Origin of the sequence: Anaeromyxobacter sp. SG64, assembly GCF_022690745.1 — a bacterium.
In the GTDB taxonomy this organism is placed as follows: domain Bacteria; phylum Myxococcota; class Myxococcia; order Myxococcales; family Anaeromyxobacteraceae; genus Anaeromyxobacter; species Anaeromyxobacter soli.
On record NZ_JALCZB010000017.1, the window covers coordinates 26,252 to 45,789 of the forward strand.

At 72.1% G+C, this 19,538-nt stretch carries 15 protein-coding genes; 8 read left to right on the forward strand and 7 right to left on the reverse strand.

Going from position 1 to position 19,538, the window contains the following annotated elements; all coding sequences use genetic code 11:
- The first annotated feature begins 91 nt into the window (after window positions 1–91).
- A complete protein-coding gene (locus tag MNZ29_RS07620) occupies window positions 92–2,101 on the forward strand; it encodes a DEAD/DEAH box helicase (protein ID WP_242354565.1) in 2,010 nt (669 codons plus the stop codon).
- Between the two features lie 191 nt (window positions 2,102–2,292).
- Window positions 2,293–4,761 (forward strand): PAS domain S-box protein, encoded by a 2,469-nt coding sequence (locus MNZ29_RS07625; RefSeq protein WP_242336570.1) that lies wholly within the window; start codon window positions 2,293–2,295, stop codon window positions 4,759–4,761.
- Window positions 4,762–4,951: 190 nt separating this feature from the next.
- Here MNZ29_RS07625 and MNZ29_RS07630 read toward each other — a convergent pair whose 3' ends face one another.
- The 6 genes from MNZ29_RS07630 to ruvX form a co-directional block, all read right to left on the reverse strand.
- Window positions 4,952–6,244, reverse strand: coding sequence for a M23 family metallopeptidase (locus tag MNZ29_RS07630; protein WP_242336567.1), 1,293 nt, complete (start codon window positions 6,242–6,244; stop codon window positions 4,952–4,954).
- A 136-nt stretch (window positions 6,245–6,380) separates the two neighbouring features.
- On the reverse strand, window positions 6,381–7,871 hold the full coding sequence (locus tag MNZ29_RS07635) for a SpoVR family protein (RefSeq protein WP_242336564.1): 1,491 nt from the start codon (window positions 7,869–7,871) through the stop codon (window positions 6,381–6,383).
- Window positions 7,872–7,879: 8 nt separating this feature from the next.
- Window positions 7,880–8,986: a DUF444 family protein gene (locus tag MNZ29_RS07640; protein ID WP_242336561.1), complete on the reverse strand. Its 1,107-nt coding sequence runs from the start codon at window positions 8,984–8,986 to the stop codon at window positions 7,880–7,882.
- A gap of 44 nt (window positions 8,987–9,030) precedes the next feature.
- Window positions 9,031–11,103, reverse strand: a complete 2,073-nt coding sequence (locus MNZ29_RS07645; protein WP_242336558.1) for a PrkA family serine protein kinase — start codon at window positions 11,101–11,103, stop codon at window positions 9,031–9,033.
- Window positions 11,104–11,233: 130 nt separating this feature from the next.
- Window positions 11,234–12,271 carry an endolytic transglycosylase MltG gene (mltG, locus tag MNZ29_RS07650; protein ID WP_242336555.1) on the reverse strand — a complete coding sequence of 346 codons (1,038 nt, stop codon included), beginning with the start codon at window positions 12,269–12,271 and terminating at the stop codon, window positions 11,234–11,236.
- On the reverse strand, window positions 12,268–12,681 hold the full coding sequence (gene ruvX / locus MNZ29_RS07655) for a Holliday junction resolvase RuvX (protein WP_242336552.1): 414 nt from the start codon (window positions 12,679–12,681) through the stop codon (window positions 12,268–12,270). Before ruvX ends, mltG begins: the two co-directional genes overlap by 4 nt.
- Window positions 12,682–12,870: 189 nt before the next feature.
- Between ruvX and MNZ29_RS07660 the strand changes: the two genes are divergently transcribed.
- The 5 genes from MNZ29_RS07660 to MNZ29_RS07680 all read left to right on the forward strand — a co-directional run bounded on the left by MNZ29_RS07660 (window position 12,871) and on the right by MNZ29_RS07680 (window position 16,080).
- Window positions 12,871–13,800, forward strand: coding sequence for a hypothetical protein (locus tag MNZ29_RS07660; RefSeq protein ID WP_242336549.1), 930 nt, complete (start codon window positions 12,871–12,873; stop codon window positions 13,798–13,800).
- Window positions 13,801–13,810: 10 nt separating this feature from the next.
- Complete coding sequence (locus MNZ29_RS07665) at window positions 13,811–14,227, forward strand: hypothetical protein (protein ID WP_242336546.1); 417 nt, start codon at window positions 13,811–13,813, stop codon at window positions 14,225–14,227.
- A gap of 179 nt (window positions 14,228–14,406) precedes the next feature.
- Window positions 14,407–14,607 carry a cold-shock protein gene (locus MNZ29_RS07670; RefSeq protein ID WP_242336545.1) on the forward strand — a complete coding sequence of 67 codons (201 nt, stop codon included), beginning with the start codon at window positions 14,407–14,409 and terminating at the stop codon, window positions 14,605–14,607.
- Window positions 14,608–14,700: 93 nt separating this feature from the next.
- Window positions 14,701–14,922, forward strand: a complete 222-nt coding sequence (infA, locus tag MNZ29_RS07675; protein ID WP_012097326.1) for a translation initiation factor IF-1 — start codon at window positions 14,701–14,703, stop codon at window positions 14,920–14,922.
- A gap of 33 nt (window positions 14,923–14,955) precedes the next feature.
- On the forward strand, window positions 14,956–16,080 hold the full coding sequence (locus MNZ29_RS07680; RefSeq protein ID WP_242336542.1) for a heparan-alpha-glucosaminide N-acetyltransferase domain-containing protein: 1,125 nt from the start codon (window positions 14,956–14,958) through the stop codon (window positions 16,078–16,080).
- 63 nt (window positions 16,081–16,143) lie between these two features.
- On the opposite strand, the gene MNZ29_RS07685 is transcribed toward MNZ29_RS07680, so the two are convergent.
- A complete protein-coding gene (locus MNZ29_RS07685; RefSeq protein WP_242336540.1) occupies window positions 16,144–18,042 on the reverse strand; it encodes a transglycosylase domain-containing protein in 1,899 nt (632 codons plus the stop codon).
- A 133-nt stretch (window positions 18,043–18,175) separates the two neighbouring features.
- Here MNZ29_RS07685 and MNZ29_RS07690 point away from each other — a divergent pair, with 133 nt between their 5' ends.
- Window positions 18,176–19,396: an energy transducer TonB gene (locus MNZ29_RS07690; protein ID WP_242336537.1), complete on the forward strand. Its 1,221-nt coding sequence runs from the start codon at window positions 18,176–18,178 to the stop codon at window positions 19,394–19,396.
- The last annotated feature ends 142 nt before the right edge of the window (window positions 19,397–19,538 follow it).

Sequence of the window (19,538 nt, forward strand, 5' to 3'; positions counted from 1 at the left end):
ACCGAGGCCGACGCGGTCCCTAGCGAGATGCCGCCATGCGCCGCTCACGAGCCGCGCCCGACTCGGTCGAGGCGCGAGCAGGAGTCTACGCATGGAGAACCCCGCCGCCGGGGCGCCAGAGCTGGCGCCCTCTGACTACGTCTCACAGGCCTCCTTCGACGAGCTCGGGCTCTCGGAGGCGGTCCGCCGCGCGATCGCCGAGCGAGGCTACGAGCGGCCGACCCCGGTGCAGGCCGCGACCTACCGGCCCGTCCGCGACGGCAAGGACGTGATCGTCCGGTCGAAGACCGGCACCGGCAAGACCGCCGCCTTCGCGATCCCCATCCTCGAGCGCGTGCCGGAGGGCCGGCGCAAGCCCTCCGCGCTCGTGATGTGCCCGACGCGCGAGCTCGCCATCCAGGTGGCCGAGGAGTTCACCGCGCTCGCGAAGCACAGGGACCTGTCGGTCGTCGCGGTGTACGGCGGCGCGTCGATGGGCGACCAGCTCCAGAAGCTCGAGGCCGGCGCCGAGATCGTCGTCGGGACCCCGGGCCGCATCTACGATCACATCCGGCGCCGCACGCTCAAGCTCGACGACGCGATGGTCTGCTGCCTCGACGAGGCGGACGAGATGCTGAACATGGGGTTCTTCGAGGAGGTGACGCGCATCCTCGACAACCTCCCCCAGGACTGTCAGCAGCTGCTCTTCTCGGCGACGGTCCCGGCCGACATCGAGCAGATCATCCACGACTACCTCACCGAGCCGGAGACCATCCTCCTCTCGGGCGACGAGTACTCGGTCGAGAACATCCACAACGTGATGTACCCCGCGGTGGACGCGTACCCGAAGCCGCGCAACCTCCTCTACATGATCGAGACGGAGGAGCCCGAGACGGCGATCGTCTTCTGCAACACGCGCAACGACACCTCGCTCGTGGCGGCCGTCCTGAACCGGAACGGCTACGACGCGGAGCTCCTGAACGGCGATCTGCCTCAGAAGGAGCGCGAGCGGGTGATGGCGAAGGTGAAGCGGGGCGAGGTCCGCTTCATGGTCGCGACCGACATCGCGGCGCGCGGCATCGACATCTCGGACCTCTCGCACGTCATCAACTACTCGCTGCCCGAGGATCCCGCGGTGTTCCTCCACCGGGTGGGCCGCACCGGGCGCATCGGCAAGAAGGGCACGAGCCTCTCGATCGTGTCGGGCGCCGAGATCCACACGCTCACGGTGCTCCAGAAGAAGTACGGGATCACCTTCGAGGAGAAGAAGCTGCCCACGCCCGACGAGGCGCGGCGCCGCTGGACGGACCGCCACGTCGCGGAGCTGAAGGACAACATGAGCGCGTCGATCTTCGAGGCGTTCATCCCGCTCGCGCAGGAGCTCAAGAACCGCCCGGACGGCGAGTACCTCACGGCCTTCGCGCTCAAGTACTTCTTCACGCACCACCGCATGGAGCGGGCCCAGGATCGCGAGAAGGCGGAGCACAAGCGCGAGGAGCACGAGCGCCGCGAGAAGGCCGAGCCCCGCGAGAAGGCCGAGCCGCGCGAGGCCCGCGGGCGCGACCGCGGACATCGCGGCGAGCGGTCGGAGCGGTCCGGGCGCTCGGAGCGTTCGGACCGCTCGGAGCGGCCGCGTCGCGAGCGCCGCGAGGTGGTCGAGGCGGTCGCGTCGGCTGGCGAGGCGGACGGCAAGACGCGCGAGGTGGCCGCGACGACCGTGGACGCGGGCTCGCCCGCGCCCCGCGAGGGCAGCCGCCGCACCTCGCGCGGACGCGGTGACCGCCCGCGCGAGCCGTCCGTCGAGGGTGACGCCCCCGCGCCGGAGGGTGGCGCGGAGGGGAGCCTCGCCGGGGGGGCGGGGAGCGAGGACGCGGCGAGGCCGCCGCGCGCGAAGATCTTCCTCTCGCTCGGCGAGCAGGACGGCGCCGACGAGGGCCGCGTGCGCGAGGCCCTGTCCACCTTCGCGCCCGGCGTCGAGCCGCGGTCCGTCGAGGTCCGCCGCACGCACAGCTACGTCGAGGTCGCGCCCGAGGCGCTCGAAGGCGCGGTGGCGGCGCTGCACGGCAAGGAGTGGAGCGGGAAGACGCTCACGGCCGAGCGCGCCCGGCGCCGTCGCCGCTGAAGGCCGCCCCACGCCGCCGCGCGACGCGAGGACCTCCTCGCGTGCGGCGGCGTGCGCTCGCGGTGATTCTCCGGTCGACGGGGCCGGGGGGCCTCACGACGCGCCGCGTCTCGGCTTCGCCGGACGAGAGGCAGGCGATCGCACGCTGCGCGTCGTAGGATGCAGCCTCATTGCCACGCAGGGGAGGCGCGATGGCCCTGTCTACCACCCCCGAGCTCCTTCGCGAGCTCGCGGTCCTCTACAACCGCGTCGCGGAGCTCGAGCGGGCCGGCGGCCTGCGGCCCGGCGAGGGCGCTCCCGAGGGCCTGCAGCGGCAGGTCGGAGATCTCGACACGGGGCTCCACGCGGCGGTGGCGGCGTTCTCGGACGATCTGCTCGGCGTGCTCACGCCCGCAGGCGACATCCTCTACGTGAATGACGCCGTCGAGCGGATCGCGGGCTACCGGCCGGACGAGGTGATCGGGAAGAACGCCTGGTCGTTCGTGAGCGAGGAGGACCTCGCGAGCCTCGCGAGCGCACGCTCGACGCCGCTCGACGACGCCATCCCGATCGAGGTCAGGGTCCGCTGCGCCGACGGCCGGCTGCGCTGGCTCGAGTTCTCGGCGCGCCCCTGGCCGCGCGAGAACCCGGTCTACATCATCGCCTGCTGGCGCGACCGGGAAGGCCGGCGCGCGGCGGCCGAGGGCGGCGAGGACGCGCTGCGCCTCGACGCCGAGCTCCGCCGCGCCGCGGCGCTCGCCCGCGTGAGCCAGCTCGCGCTCGGGCTCCCGTCCGTGCAGGATCTCCTGGACGCGGCCGCGTCGCTCGCCCCGAGCGCCCTCCAGCTCTCGGCGGGCGCGTACCTCGAGCCGGAGGGAGGCGGCCTCGCCGTCCGCGCCTCCGCCGGCGTCTCGGTCCCGCGCGGCCACGCCGTCCCGGTCGTGATGACGCTCGCCGGCCTCGCGCGCGCGGGCGGCTCGCCGGTCCACAGCTCCGACGTGGTCCGCGACGGCCGCCTCGCGGACTCGCTCCTCGCCGCCGCCGGCGCCGGCGCCGCGCTCGCCGTCCCCGTGCGCGGGAAGGAGCGCGCCCACGGGGTCCTCCTCGTCGCCGGCCGCTCGCCGCGCCACTTCGCCTCGGACGAGATCCACTTCCTCGAGACGGTCGCGAACGTGGTGGCGACCTCCATCGACGCGCGCGCCGCGCAGGAGGCGCTCCGCGTGCGCGAGCGGCTCGCCCGCGCCGTCTTCGACCACGCGCGCGACGGGCTCGCCATCGTCGACCGCGAGGGGCGCTTCGTCGACGCGAACGCGGCGGTGGAGCGGATCCTCGGCGCGACATTCGAGGCGCTGCGGGGGCACCGGCCCTCGGAGGTCGCCCGCACCGAGCTCGACCTCGCGGCGCGCACGCCGCGCCAGGGCGAGGCCACCGTCACGACGCCGAGCGACACCCGGCTCGTCGAGTGGGACGTGGTGCCCGACATCCAGCCCGGGGTGGCGCTCGCGGTGCTCCGCGACGTCACCTCGCGACGCGAGGTCCAGACCCGCCTCGCCCTCGCGGACCGGCTCATCTCGGTCGGCGCGCTCGCGGCGGGCGTGGCGCACGAGCTCAACACGCCGCTCGCGTACGTCGCCGCGAACCTCGAGTACCTCGCGGGCGCGGTCCCCCCGCTCGTCGCGGACCGCCCGAGCGCGGAGATCCGCGAGGCGCTCCAGGAGTCGGTGGAGGGGGTGGAGCGGCTGGGCCTCATCCTGCAGGACCTCCGCACGTTCATGCGCGCCGCGAGCGGCGCCGACGACGGCCCGGCGGACCTCGAGGCCGTGCTCCGCTCCTCGGTGGCCATGACCTGGAACGAGATCCGGCACCGGGCGCGGCTCGAGAAGGACGTCCGCCGCGTGCCCGCGGTGCAGGGCAGCCCGGCGCGCCTCGCGCAGGTGTTCGTGAACCTGCTCGCCAACGCGGCCCAGGCCATCCCGGAGGGAGACGCGCAGTCTCACGTCATCCGCATCTCCGCCCGGGAGCTGCCCGGCCGGAACGTCGCCGTCGAGGTGGCCGACACCGGCGCCGGGATCCCGCCCGCGGTCCTCCCGCGGATCTTCGAGCCGTTCTTCACGACGAAGCCGGCGGGGCAGGGCACCGGCCTCGGCCTCAGCATCTGCCGCAGCATCGTGCAGGGCCTGGGCGGGCAGCTCGAGGTGAAGAGCACCCCGGGCAGCGGCGCCACCTTCCGGGTGGTCCTGCCGGCGGCCGAGACGGCGCCGTCGGCGTCCGTCACGGCGGGCCGCGCCGCGGCGCCGCCCCCGGTCGCGCGGAGCCGCGTGCTGGTGGTGGACGACGAGCGGCTGGTGGCGGCGTCGCTCCGGCGCGTGCTCGCGGCCGATCACGACGTGACGGTCGTGGCGTCGGCCCGCACGGCGCTCCGGCTCGTCGAGCGGGGGGAGCGGTTCGACGCGGTGCTCACGGACCTCGTCATGCCGGACATGACCGGCCTCGAGCTGCACCGCCAGCTCCTCGCGATCGCGCCCGAGCTGGACGGCCGCGTGCTGTTCATGACCGCGGGCGCGTTCACCGACGAGGCCAGGCGGGCGACGGAGATCGAGCCGGAGGCGTGCCTCGAGAAGCCGGTGCGCCTCGACGTGCTCCGCGGCGCGCTGGCGCGCGTGCTCGCGCGGCGCGAGTGAGGGGCCCCCCGCCAGTCATCTCAGCGGGAGGGGCCCCGCGCAACGCGCGGGGAGGGGCGAAGCCGCTCCCGGCGGGGAACGGTCGCGAACCCGCGAAGCGGGCGCGACCGTTCACGGGCCCCGCCGAGCAGGGGTGGGGTCCCCAGCGGCTTCGCCGCTGGGGAGGGGACGCAGTCCCCGTGAGATCGACTCAATTCAGCGCGACCGGCCCCGCGAGCTGGGCCCGCAGCGGCGCGATCTTCTCGCGGTAGTCCGGCAGCCACGCCGCCTGGACGGGCGCTTCGCGCGGGACCTGGATCTGCATCGGGTTCATGTACCTCCCGCCGCGCTTGACCGCGTAGTGGAGGTGCGGCCCGGTCGAGAGGCCGGTCGACCCGACGTAGCCGATGATCTGCTTCTGCGAGACCTGCCTCCCCGCCGACACCGCGACCTGCGACATGTGGCAGTAGATGGTCTCGAGCCCGTTGCGGTGGTGCAGGATCACGCTCTTGCCGCAGCCGCCGTTCCAGCCCGCCTGCCGGACAGAGCCGTCGCCCACCGCCCAGATGGGCGTGCCGACCGGCGCGCCGTAGTCGACGCCCTCGTGGGCCCGCGTGTAGCCGAGGACCGGGTGGCGGCGCATCCCGAACGTCGAGGTGACGTGCGCGTACTTGAGCGGTGACTTGAGGAAGCCGCGCCGCGCGCTGTTGCCCTCGTCGTCGAAGTAGCTCGTCTGGCCCGTCGGGTCGGTGTAGCGGAAGAGGCGCTTGCGGCCCGTCGCGGCGCCGTCGTACTCGGCCGCGAGGACGTCCCCGTACCGCAGGAGCTTCCCGTCGGCGTACACCTTCTCGACGAGGATCCGCATCCGGTCGCCGTTCCGGACGTCCTGGTAGAAGTCGACGTCCCAGGCGAGCACGTCCGCGGCGAGCACCGCGAGCCCGGGGTCCTCCTCGGCGCGCGCGAGCGACTCGTAGAGCGACGACTCGATGGTGACCGCCACGCGGGCGACCTCGGTCGTGAGCTCGACCGGGCGCTTCGCGCCCTCGAGCGTGCCGTCCGGGGCCCGCTCGACGATCCACTCATCCGCCGCGCCCTGCCGGTAGCTGAAGCGGTGCAGGTCGCCGTCCGCGGTGCGCTCGATGCGGAGCTGGTCGCCGGGCCGCGCCTTCCGGAAGGGGAAGTGGCCGCGGAGCGCGTCCACCACCTGGTTCACCTCCGCCGCCGCGAGGCGGAGCGAGAACAGCGCCTGGTTCAGGGTCTGGTTCTTCTGCAGCCGCACCGCGACCGTCGTGAAGCGCACCGGCTCGACCGCCGGCGTGGCCTGGGCCGACGGCCCCGGCGCCGGTTCCGCCTGGATGATCGCGGGGTTCGCTTCGGGCGGGACCGCGCGGAGCCGGCCGGCGGCGCCCACCAGGGCGACGGCGAGAATGGTGAGGAAGCCGAGCCCGGCGAGGACGGCGGGGAGACGGCGGCGGCGGGGCAGGTCGTCGGCGCGGTTCTGCATCGGCCGGCAATGTAGCAGCAGGTCCGGCGGATCAGAAATCCCGGTGTTGGGCGTGTGGGAGTGGGTACGTCGGGTGCCGGGCCGCTACCGGGCGGGGAGCGCTGCCGCGCCGCGTCGGAGCGGCCGCCGGCCGGGGTCAGAGCTCCACGCGCCGGTCGCCGTGCTCCTTGCCGTCGAAGCGGAAGAGCGTGCCGCGGCCCTCGATCTTGGAGACGAGGTTCACGGGCCGGCGCCAGAGCGACTGGAGGTGCTTCAGGGTGTCGCGCGCGTAGTCGAGCTTCAGGTCCACCCCGTCGTGCTTGTGCACGAGGAGGAGCTCGCCGCGGTTGTCGAAGTTGCCGTCCTCCACCGCGATCATCGGCTGGCCGAAGTTGGTCAGCATGTGGAGGAGCTTCTCCTTCACCTTCTTGAACTCGCGCTCCATGACCTCCCAGCGCTGGTGCTTGTCGTTGTAGCCGTAGGTGAACAGGCGCTGATCGAGCACGAACTCGAGGGTGAGGAACTCGTCGATGAAGGTGACGTCGTTGTAGTGCTTGCGGACCTCGAAGATCTTCTCGCGGCCGAGGCCGAGCCGCTTGTCCCAGTGCTTGCGCTCCACGAAGGAGTCGCAGTCGTCGTACTCCTTGCCGAAGCGCCCCTTGTTCCAGCGGTCCTCGATGTCGCGCCAGAGCTCCACGCCGAGCTTGTAGGGGTTGAGCTGGCCCGGGTGCGTGGCCAGGGTGCCGGAGTGGTGGTCGGCGTAGTCGATGATCTCCGACGCGTCGAGGGCCTTCTCCGTCATGATCTTGGAGTGCCAGTAGGTGGCCCAGCCCTCGTTCATGATCTTGGTCTGGCCCTGCGGCGCGAAGTAGTACGCCTCCTCGCGGACGATGGAGAGGACGTCGTGCTCCCACCGCTCGAGGGGCGCGTTCTCCAGGAGGAAGAGCAGCACGTCGCGCTCCGGGCGCTCGGGGAACTTGCGCTTGCGGGCGGCCTCCTCGTCGAGCAGCTTCTGCTGCGCCTTCAGGAACTCCGGCGGGTTGATGAACTCCCGCATGTACTCGCGCTCGGACTTGAAGCCCTTCGCGACCTTCCGCTCGCCCTCCTCCTCCGGGTGGTCCGGACGGCGCTTCACGTAGGGTGACTGGTAGTCGATGAGGTTCTCGATCGAGAGGCAGCGATCGATGAAGTCCTCGACCAGCTCCACCCCGAGCTTGTCCTGGTAGCGGCGGACGCGCGTCGCGTGGTTCGCCATCTGGTCCATCATCTTCCGGTTGGTGTGCCGGAACATGAAGTTGTTCTTGAAGAAGTCGACGTGGCCGTAGACGTGGGCCATCACGAGCTTCTGGTCCACGTCCATGTTGGACTCGAGCAGGTACGCGTACGAGGGGTCGTTGTTGATGACCATCTCGTAGATCTTGGAGAGGCCGTACTCGTAGCCCTTCGCGAGCCGCTCGTAGTCCATCCCGAACCGCCAGTGCGGGTAGCGGTTCGGGAAGCCGCCGTAGGCGGCGACCATGTTGATCTCGTCGAAGTTCAGGACCTCGAAGATCGTGTCGAAGAAGTCGAGCCCGTACTCGCGGGCGTAGCCCTCGATGCGCTTGCGGATGTCGTGCAGGTGCGCCGGGAGCTGCGTCTTGCGATCCATGCCGTCCCCTAGTTCCCGGTCCCGAGGAACGTCTTGATGGAGCCGTAGATCCCGTCCTTGTCGGCGATCTCCGAGAGCGCCACGTTGTCGTGCGCGCCGATGGCGTCCTTCAGGTCCTTGATGAACTGGCCGGAGCCGTACGGGCTCTCGACCTGCCCGTACGCGAACAGGTTCACGGCGGGCAGGATGCGGTTCTGGAGCAGGTCCACGCAGAGCCGGGTGTCGTCCGCGCTCCAGTTGTCTCCGTCGGAGAAGTGGAAGGGGTAGACGTTCCAGCTCCCCGGCGAGTACTCGCTCTCGATCATCTCCAGCGCGAGCTTGTACGCGGACGAGATCATCGTCCCGCCCGACTCGCGCGTGTGGAAGAACGTGTCGCGGTCGACCTCGCGCGCGACGGCGTCGTGGATGATGTAGCGGGTCTCGAGGCCCTTGTAGTGCTTGCGCAGCCAGGTGTCGATCCAGAAGGACTCGATGCGGACGATCTCCTTCTGCTCGTCGCCCATCGATCCCGACACGTCCATCATGTAGATGACGACGGCGTTCGTCTCCGGGAGCGGCACCTGCTTCCAGCTCCGGTAGCGCCGGTCCTCGCGCACCGGGACGATGAGCGGCTTCCGCCAGTTGTACGAGCCGCTCGCGATCTGCCGCCGCAGCGCCTGCTTGTAGGTGCGCTTGAAGTGGCGCAGCGACTCGGGCCCGGCCGGCGCGACGCCCGTGTACTTGAGCTTCGTCGCGACGATCCGGTCCTTGCCCTTCGGCTGGATGCGGGGGAGGGAGAGCTCCTCGCCGAGGATGTCGGCGAGCTCCTCGAGCGAGACGTCCACCTCGAGGATGTGCTGCCCCTCGCCCTGGCCGGCCTGCCCGGAGCCGGGCTGCCCGTCCCCGGGCGAGAGCGGATCGCCCGGCTCGCCCTCGCCCTGGCCCACCCCGCCCTGCGACCGCTCGCCGAACACGAAGTGGGGGATGTCGATGGTCGGGACGGGGATGGTGATGAACTCCTTCCCCTTCTTGCCGATCATCTCTCCCTTCTGGACGTACTTCTTCAGGTTCCGCTTGATGCGGCCGCGGATGATGTCGCGGAAGCGGGCGTGGTCCTGCTTGATCTTGAGTGTCATGCGCCGACCACGCTCCTCGCCCGCGCTCCGGGCCCCGCTGCTGGCTAGTCCTTCGCGTCGCCGCGCGCGAAGATCGAGGCGACGTAGTTGAGGACGTCGGTGGAGCAGACCTCGCAGTAGCCGTAGTTCTTGATGAGGCGCTGCTTCACGACGTCGATCTTCTCCTGCGTGTCGCGGTCCACCACCGAGGCGACCAGGTTCTTCAGCTTGATCGAGTCCTTCTGGTCCTCGAAGAGCTTCAGCTCGAGCGCCTTGTGGAGCCGCTCGTTCGTGCGGTAGTTGAAGGTCTTCCCCTCGATCGCGAGCGCGCCGATGTAGTTCATGATCTCGCGGCGGAAGTCGTCCTTCCGGCTGTCCGCGATGTCGATCTTCTCCTCGATCGAGCGCATCAGCCGCTCGTCGGGCTCCTCGTACTGGCCCGTGTACTTGTTGCGGACCTTCTCGCGCTGCGTGTACGCCTTGATGTTGTCGATGTAGTTCGCGCACAGCTTCGTGATCGCGTCCTCGTCGGCGCTGATCGCGCGCTGGACCTCGTTCTTCACGACGTCCTCGTACTCGCGCTTCACGTCGGTGAGGAGGTCCCGGAAGCGCTTGCGCTGCTCCTCGGAGGAGATGAGCGAGTGCTGCCGCAGGCCGGACTCGAGCTCGTTCAGCACCATGAACGGGTTCACGCAGCCGTCGCCCTTGTCGGAGACGAGCGCGTTCGAGATCTTGTCCTGCACGTAGCGCGGGCTGATGCCCTCCATGCCCTCGCGCTGCGCCTCCTTGCGGAGCTCCTTGATGTTGTCCTCGGTGAAGTTCGGCAGCGACTTGCCGTTGTAGAGCTTCAGCTTCTGGACGAGGGTGAGGTTGTGCTTCTTCGGCTCTTCCAGCCGGGTGAGCACGCCCCACATCGCGGCCATCTCGAGCGTGTGCGGGGCGATGTGCTTGCCCCGGATCTTGTGGCTGTTGTAGTCGCGCTCGTAGATCTTCACCTCCTCGTCGAGGCGCGAGATGTACGGGATGTCGATCTTGACGGTGCGATCCCGCAGCGCCTCCATGAACTCGTTCGACTGGAGCTTCTTGTACTCGGGCTCGTTCGTGTGGCCGACGATGACCTCGTCGATGTCGGTCTGGGGGAACTTCTTCGGCTTGATCTTGTGCTCCTGCGTGGCGCCGAGGAGGTCGTAGAGGAACGCCACGTCGAGCTTCAGGATCTCGACGAACTCGATGATGCCGCGGTTCGCGATGTTGAACTCACCGTCGAAGTTGAACGCGCGCGGGTCCGAGTCGGAGCCGTACTCGGCGATCTTCCGGTAGTTGATGTCGCCGGTGAGCTCGGTCGAGTCCTGGTTCTTCTCGTCCTTCGGCTGGAACGTGCCGACGCCGACGCGATCCTTCTCGGAGAGGATGAGCCGCCGCACGCGCACGTGCGTCATCACCTTCTCCCAGTCGCCCTTGTACTCCGTCATCAGCTCCTTGAAGACGAAGCGGCAGGCCGGGCAGAGGTCGCCCGTGTCCGGGATGGTGAAGCCGGCCTCCGGCGGGGAGAGCTCCGCGTAGACCTTCGCGCGCCACTCGTGGGGCACGAGGTGCAGCGGCTCCTCGTGCATCGGGCAGGGCATGAGCTCGCGGCGCTTCACCCCGTCGAGGTTGGTGCGCTCGACGTCCCACGCGTAGGTGTAGACCGCGCCCTCCGGGCTCCTGGAGTACGCCTCGAGCCCCTTCTTGAGCAGGCGCGCGATGGTCGACTTGGACGAGCCGACCGGGCCGTGCAGGAGGATGACGCGCTTCTCCGTCCCGTACATCTGCGCCGCGCTCTTGAAGACGTTCACGAGCTTCATGAGCGGGATGTCGAGCCCGTAGATCGCGTCCTTCCCGCCGAACATGGGGTCGGTGAAGAAGTCGTAGCGGATGAGCTTCTTCTTGTTGTCGATGTACTCGGTCTTCCCGTGCGACAGGATCATGTCGTAGACGCGCTGGAACGCGGTCCGCGTGACCTTCGGGTTCTGCCGCACGATGGCGAGGTACTCCTCGAAGGAGCCCTCCCAGTGCTGCTCCGAGTACCCCTCGCGATCCTGGAGCGCGGCGATCCGCGACACCCAGCCCGTCTGCGTCACTTCTCGGACGTCTCGCATGCGTGCCCTCGAGCTTGCGCCGCCCGAGTTGCGGCGGCTCAAGGGAGCATAAGGTCCGGCGAGGCGCGCTGCAGAGACGCAGGGCCCCGCGCGCGCCGAGGACTCCCGGGTGGGGAGCGGCCGCGCGCGCTCAGCGCGCGCCGCGCTTGAAGAACTCCACCTGCCAGCGCTGCACGGCCGCGTTGTGGCAGGCGAGGTCGGGGCAGAAGACGTGCGAGCCGTCGTTGCGCGAGACGAAGTAGAGATCCTTGCACTGCGCGGGCGCGAGGACCGCGCGGAGCGCTGCGGCTCCCGCGCTGGCGATCGGCCCGGGGGGCAGGCCCGCGGTCGTGTACGTGTTGTACGGATGGGGCGTGAGGAGGTCCGCGCGGGTGATGTTCTTCGACCATCGCCCCGTCCGGAGCATCGTCGCGTACATCACGGTGGGGTCCGTCTGGAGCGGCATCCCGATGCGCAGCCGGTTCAGGAACACGCACGCGATCCGCGGCCGCTCGTCCACGCGTCCGGTCTCCTTCTCGACGATGGAGGCGAGCGTCGCGACGCGCCCCTCGTCGAGCGCGATCCCGGGGGCCCGGAGCGCGTCCGCCTTCCGGTACTCGTCGTCGAAGCGAGCGACCATCGCCTCGGCGATGGCGCGCGCCGAGGACCCCCTCGCGAAGCTGTACGTATCGGGGAAGAGGAACCCTTCCAGGCTGGCGTACGGCACGCCCAGCGCCCGCGCGACCGCCGGGTCGCGTGCCACGGCGAGGAACTCGGCCTCGCTCGCCAGCCCGCTGCGGGCCACGATCGCCGCGATCTCCTCGGCGCGGAGCCCCTCGGGCACGGTGAACCGGTACAGCTTCACCTCGCCTCGGAAGACGCGCTCGATGACCTCGTCGGGCCGGAGCGGCCCCGCGAACGCGTACTCGCCGGCGCGGAAGGTGCGCCGGTCCCGCTTCACGAACCGAAAATAGCGCCACGCCACCCGCTCGTCGGAGAGCACGCCCGCCTGCGCCAGCGCGCGGATCACGGCGCGCGCGCTCGAGCCGGGGGGCACCACGACGACCTTCTCGTCGGGGCCGCCGTACGGCGTCTCGCGGAAGACGGTCACGTCGCGCCAGGCGAGGGCCGCCATCGCGGCGGCGGCGACGAGCGCGACGAGGACGACGGCGAGGACGAACCGCTTCAAGCCTGCCTCCGATCGAGCCAGCCCTGCAGGATGATCGCCGCCGCCTCGGCGTCGACGCGCGCGCGGACGTCCCGCGACGAGAACCCCTGGTCGCGCAGCCTCGACTCGGCCTCGAACGAGGAGAGCCGCTCGTCGAAGAGCTCGACCGGCACGCCGGCCGCGCGCCCGAGCTCCGCGGCGAACGCCCGCGCGTGGCGGGCCTCCGGTCCTTCGGTCCCGTCCATGTTGAGCGGGAGCCCGACGACCGCGGCCTCGACCTCCCACTCCCGCATGGCGGCGAGGATGGCGGAGAGGTCGGCCTCGCGCGATCGGTGCTGGACGACGGAGAGCGGCCGCGCAGTGCGGAGCACGTCGTCGGCGAGGGCGAGGCCGATCCGGGCGCGGCCCAGGTCCAGGCCGAGGTAGCGCATCGCGCGGAATCTAGGCGCCGACCGGGCGTGCCGTAAAGGCCGGAGCGCGGCCGAGGGGAACGCGGCGCGGACCCGCGAGGTGCGTGGAAGTGCGCGGAACCACGGCGCAGCGGGGTGGCACGCGCCGCGCTGTGGGGGGCGACGCCGGCGCGCTCCTGACCTCGCCGGCCCCAGGAAAGGATCTCACACATGATCTCCGCCGCCAGCTCCGGCTCCGCCCCGTCCGCCGCGCCCGTCTTGACCCCACCGCTGGAGGAGGCGCGGTCCTCCTCGCTGCACGCCGCGGCCGGCGCCGCCGTGCGCGGCCTCGCCGAGCTCGCGATCGAGACCCTGGTCCCCCAGGCCGCCCGGACCACGAAGGCGAAGCGCACGAGGAGCTCCGCCGCGCGGCGCTCCACCGCCTCGCGCTCCTCGAGCGCGGGCTACGCGAAGAAGACGTCCAGCTCCACCGCGTCGTCGAGGTCGTCGTCCTCGAAGACGACGGCCGGCGACCCGTTCGCCTTCCTCGACGACCCCAGGCTCTCGCTCGAGGAGAAGCTGATGCGCCTCCTCGCGCAGCTCAACGCCCGGTACGAGGAGGAGATGAAGCAGCACATGGACGTCCTCGCGGGCAGGTCGTCCTCCGCGAGCAAGTCCGGGTCCACGGGCGGGACCTCCGGGACGAAGAAGAAGAAGGGCGGGATCTTCGGCGCGCTCGCGTCGGTGGTGAAGAAGATCGTCCCCGGCGCGGGCCAGCTCGTCGACATCCTGAAGGACAAGACCTTCCAGGCCGCGCTGAAGAAGCTCGGCGGGCCGGTGCTCGCGGCGGGCGCCACCGCCCTCGGGTTCCCCGCGCTCGCGCCGGTGCTCATGAAGATCGGGCCCGACCTCGCGAGCGGCGCCGTCGACCTCGCGAAGGCCCTCGACGCCGAGATGAAGTCGTCGAGCGGAGGCTCAACCGCGTCGGGGTCGTCGAGCACGGCGGACGGCGAGAGCGCGCTCTCCCAGAGCGAGCAGCAGCTCGAGCTCATGAAGCTCCAGCAGCTCCAGGAGAAGCAGAAGGAGATGTTCAACCTCGTGTCCTCGATCTTCCGCATGCAGCACGAGACCCGGTCTTCCATCATCGGGAACCTCCGCTAGGAGCCGCGCCATGAACGTCATCGAGGGAACGGAGCAGGGGACGCTCGCGGAGCTGCAGGGGATCCCGCCGGACGTCGGCGACGCCATCGCCTGCCTCGCGGAGGCGGAGCTCGAGGCGGGACGGGTGGAGACCGCGCGCGCGATCCTCGAAGGGCTCGTCGTCACGAACCACGAGGACGCCGGCGCGTGGGCGCTCCTCTCCCAGGCGCACAGGCGCCTCGGCCAGCCGCTCGCCGCGCGGTTCTGCGCCGAGGTGGCGACGAAGCTCGCCCCGGCCGATCCGTTCGTCCGGCTGACGCGCGCCGAGAGCCTGCTCGCGACGCCGGGTGCCGACAGGGCGGAGGCGTGCGCGGAGCTGCGCGCGGTCGCCAGCGACGTCGAGGTGGGGGAGCGGGCCACGGCGCTGCTGGGCGCGCTCTCGCAGTGAAGGGCGGCCCCTCCGCCCCGGGACCTCCAGAGTCCACTTCCTGGCGGCGGATCCGGAGCGCGTTCGCTTGACGATTCGCGGGTGTTTCGGGGATATTTCGCGCCCAGGCTGGGGGGTCCGCGCCACCCTGCCGCCCGGACCGACGGTCGGTCCGGTGACAGGACGAAGGAAGAGAAGCGATGGCGATCGGCACCGTGAAGTGGTTCAACGACGCGAAGGGCTACGGGTTCATCTCGCAGGAGGGCGGGGAGGACGTCTTCGTCCACCACAGCGCCATCGAGATGGACGGGTTTCGCACCCTGAAGGAGGGTGAGCGCGTCGAGTTCGACGTGACCCAGGGCCCCAAGGGGCTTCAGGCAGCCAACGTCCGGAGGCAGTAAGACCGGGCCTCCTGCGACGATCGAGCGGCCTCGGGTCACCGGGGCCGCTCGCGCTTCTGGCGCGGGCCGCGGCAACGAACGAGAAGGGACTGAATGAGCGAGAAGGAAGCCGGCATCGAGGTGCAGGGGACGGTCGAGGAGGCCCTCGCCGGCGGCATGTATCGCGTCAAGGTGGACCAGGGCCCGACCGTGCTCGCGTACGCCTCGGGGAAGATGAAGAAGTTCCACATCCGCATCATCCCGGGCGACCGGGTCAAGCTCGAGCTGTCGCCGTACGACCTCACGCGCGGACGCATCACCTACCGCGACAAGTGACCGGCGCGGCGGCGCCGCGCCGCGCGGTGCCCGATGACGCCCTCCCGACGCAAGCTCTGGCTCGACTGGCAGCGCGGCCTCGCCGTGCTGTTCATGGTCGAGGTGCACGTGCTCGACGCCTGGCTCGCGCCCGACGCGCGCAGCGGCGCCGCGTACCACGCGCTCCGCATGCTCGGCGGCTTCGCCGCCCCCGGCTTCCTGTACATGGCGGGTCTCTCGCAGGCCCTGGCGGACGCCGCCGCCGTGCGGAAGGGGATCGCCCCCGCCGCCCGCCGCGCCTCCGCGGTCCGGCGTGCGCTCTGGCTGCTCGGGGTCGCGTACGGGTTCCGCGCCGTCGAGCTGGTCGTCGGCGGAGCCTGGCGGCGCGAGGGGGGCTGGACGGATCTCCTGCGCGTGGACGTCCTGAACGTCATCGCGGTCGGGCTCCTCCTCTCGGCCCTCCTCTCCGTCGGCAGATCGGCCCGGGTGGGCGCGCTCCTGGCCGGCGCAGCGGCGCTCGCGATCGCGCTGGCCACGCCCGTCGTCGCCGAGGTGCTGCGCCACTACGATCTCCCCTCGGCTGCGGCCGCGGCGGACCCGGCCGCGCGGCAGGCGCCGAGCCGGCTCGTGGACGTCCTCTTCGCGTACCTCTACGGAAGCTGGCCGCGCGCGAACTTTCACCTGTTCAACTGGGCGGGCTTCCTCCTCGCGGGCGCCGCCGCCGCGCCGCTCGCGCGCGGTGACAAGCGGCCGGTGCTCTGGCTCGGGCTCGGCGCGGCGCTCTTCGCGCTCGGGTGGTGGGCGGACCGCTGGGCCCCCGTCTACGCGTACCAGCAGTTCTGGCGGACCTCGCCCTCGTGGTTCGCCATGCGGCTCGCGGTGTGCCTCGCCCTCACCGGCGCGCTCCAGCTCCTGCCGGACGCGGCGGAGCGCGGGCTGGGCTGGCTGACCCTGCTCGGGCGGCAGTCGCTCGTCGGGTACATCGTCTCGGTCGAGCTCACGTACGGCGCGCTCGCGTGGCGGGTGAAGCGCGCGCTCTCCTTCCCCGCGACCGTCTTCGGCATCGTCGCGATGGTCGCGGTCACGTGGGCCATCTCGCTCGCGTGGGAGCGCTACCGGGCCCGGAGACGAACGGGCGGGCAGCGCGGCGCGGGGACGCTCCGCGGCGTGGGCGCCTGATCGGGCCGCGCGCCGCAGGGCGCGAGCCCGTCGCGCGGTGGCGCGCGCCGGGCGGGCGGCGCGTCAGCCCTCGCGGAAGACGATCGGCTCGGACAGCGCTCGGAGCAGGTCCTCGTCCGAGAGCGCGCCCTGCTCGGTCATCTTGTGCAGGATGTCCTCGACCCGCTGCTCCCACGCGTCGCTCGGGCTGCCCCGGGCGCGCATGCCGTGGTAGCGGATCGGGTTCGGGATGATGGAGGCGAGGAACGCGGCCTCCTTCGCGGTGAGCGCGCGGGCGTCCTTGCCGAACCAGTGCTGCGCGGCCGCCCCGATGCCGTACACGCCCGGCCCCCACTCGACGAGGTTCAGGTAGATCTCGAGGAGGCGCGCCTTCGGGACGGTCGCCTCGAGCGCGACCGTGATGGCCGCCTCGCGGATCTTGCGCGCGAGCGTCTTCTCCCGCGAGAGGTAGAGGTTCTTCGCGAGCTGCTGCGTGATGGTCGAGCCGCCCCGGACGACGCGTCCCTCCTCGGCGCCGCGCGCGAACGCGTCGGCCAGCTCGGCGAAGTCGAAGCCGGGGTGGCCGAAGAAGCCCCCGTCCTCGCTCGTGGTGACCGCCCGGATGACGTGCTCGGGGAGGTCCGCGATCGGGACGAAGGTCGGGGTGCGCGGGCCGATCTCGAACGCGCGGGCGCGCTCTCCCTCGCCGTTCACCGGCTGGTAGGGGAAGGGGCGGCGCAGCGCGACGGGCTCTCCCTTGCGCGAGGCCTCGCGCATCCGCGTGAGGTCGAGCCCGGCCCCGACGGTCCAGGCGGCGGGAGCGAGGAGCGGGCCGGAGACGTCGAGGTGCGCGTCGAACGTGCCGCGCGCGCGCGGCGCCTCGGGAGGCGGGGCGAGACCCGGTGGCAGCGCCTCGACGAAGGCGGTCCAGTCGGCGCGATCCGCGTGCAGCGAGGCCGTGAACGGCACCCCCGAGCCGAGCCGGGCCTCGGCCGTCACGCCGACGCGCAGGTCGGCGCCGAGCGAGAGGACGCCGTCCCGGAACGCGACCCGACGCTCCGCTGCGTCCCAGGTGACGGTCCCCTCTGCGCCGAGCCGGAACGGGCCGAGCGGCTCGTCCCCGACCCGCTCGCCGGACGCGAACAGCCGCTCACCCGAGGCGCGCAGCCGTGCCTCGACGTGCGAGAAGCCCTCGTCCGACTCGGCGTCGAGCTCGAGCGCCACGGCGCCGTCGCTCAAGGTCGCGGGGCCGGCGCGCAGCGCGGGCGGGAGGAGCGCCGGCGAGAGGTGTCCGAGCCGGACGTGGGCGCGCCAGCGGTCGTCGGCGGTGGTCTGCGCGGTGACCTGGCCGGTGCCGCCGCCGGGCAGGCGCAGCGCGAGCGTGAACGACGCGCCGGCGGCGTCGCGCGCGCCGCCGAGCTCGGCGTCCACCGGGCCCAGCTCCACCTGACCGCGCTCGAGGGGGAGCACCACGACGAGCCCGCGCACGTGGACGGACGGGAGCGCCGACCGCGCCGAGGGGCGCGGGCGCGGCGCGGCGGGCGGGGCTGGCTCGGCCGTTCCCGGACGCTGCCGCCGCTCGAGGAGCGCGCGGAGCGCGCGCCCGCGCGGACCGACGGAGACCCGGACGCCGGAGAGCGCGATGGAGGCGGGCTCCAGCCGGCCTCGCAGCAGCCCGAGGAGGCTCGGACGCGCGGCGATGCGCTCGATCCGGACGAGCGGCTCGCGCGGGCTCGCGCCGGGGAGGGTGACGGGGCCGAAGGTCGCCCGGAAGAGCGGGTCGATCGCCACGCCGGGCGCGACGGTGACCTCCGTCCCGAGACGCGCGCGCAGCTCCGCGCCGATGCGCTCGCGCAGCCAGCGGTCCACCGCTGGCAGCCGGACGACCCCCTGCACGGTCGCATAGAGGGCGAGCAGCGCGGCGAGCGCCGCGAGGAGCGCGCGCCGTACCCAGACGGGAGGCCGGGCCGGCGACGGCCGCATGTCTCGCTCGGCGCGCATCGGCGCGCGCTGTTTACCGGCCCGCGGCCGGGAGGTCAACCACGGAGCCGGCGGCACGGACGCACGCGAGCGGGAGGAAAAGGAGAGGTGCTCTGTTACATTCTCCCGGGAACTCATGGCCCCGTCCCGCACACGCCTCCGGCGACGCATCCGCCGCGACCGTCTCGGGGTCCGGACGCTCCTCGCCATCGCGCTCTCGCTGGGCGCGAACGCGGGGCTCCTCTGGGCGCTCCTCTCCGCCGGCGCGTTCGCGTTCCGCGCGCCGGGGCCGGCGCGACCCGTGGCGCTCACGCACCTCTCCCAGTCGCAGTGGGACGCGAACCGCGCCATCGGCAACCGCCCTCCGCCGCCTCCCAGCGCGGCCCCCGCGCCGCAAGCGCCTCCCGTGCCGCCCCCGGAGGAGCAGCGCGCGGCGGGCAAGGTGGTCGAGCTCGCCCCGGACGCACCGGGCGAGGACGCGGCGCCCAAGGACAGCCGCTTCCTGTCCGAGCGGAACCGGCGGGTCGAGAAGGAGACGGTCTCGCGCTACGCGGGCAATTCGCAGAACCTGCGGTCGCAGCCGTCCCCTGCGTCGCCGGGGCGCCAGGCGTCGGGCGAGGGCGGCAAGGCGGAGCGAAAGACCGAGGCGAAGGAGGGCGCGCCCGGCCAGCGAGGCACGGGCGCGGATCGCCTGCGCATGCCGCAGCAGGAGCAGAAGCCCGAGCAGGCGCAGGAGAAGCTCGCCCTCGCGCCGAGCGCGGGAGGCGAGACCCCGCTCCATGAGCAGCAGCGGAGGGAGCGCGTCGAGCAGGGGGCGCCCTCGCCTGCGCTGCCGGGCGCGCCGGGGGACGGCTCCGATCGGCTGCAGGGGCCGAAGCGTCCCGACCTGTCGCTCGGGCAGGACACGCTCGCGCGGCTCGCGGGCGGGCCCAACATGGACGGGTTCCGCGAGGCGGAGGAAGGCGACGTCACCGCCCTCAACACCCGCGAGTTCAAGTACGCCACGTTCTTCAACCAGGTGCGCCGCGAGATCGGCGCGGACTGGTACCCGCGCGTGCGCGCCGCCGTTCGCGAGCGCGACCCGGAGTTCAAGCACTTCTTCTACAAGGAGCGGACGGTGGTGGTGAGCGTCACGCTCGATCGCTCCGGCCACGTGACCGATCTGTCCGTGCTCCAGTCGTCCAACGTCGACTTCTTCGACCGCGTCGCGATGGCCTCCGTGCGGCAGGCCCAGCCGTTCCCGAACCCGCCCGGCGGGTTGTTCGGCTCCGAGCCGACCACCCGCGTCCCGTTCACCTTCACGCTCTACCCGTCCGATCGGCGGCCGTTCGTGATGTGGGAGCGCCCGGAGCAGTGACCGGGCGTCCGCCTGGCCGCGCACGCGCGCGGGCGAGGAGCGGTCGCACGCGCCGGCGGGGTCGGGCAGGAATGGCGACGCCGCCGTGTTCCCACGGCGCGTGGACACCTCAGCGAACCGCAGCGCTGCGCGCGTTGCGCAC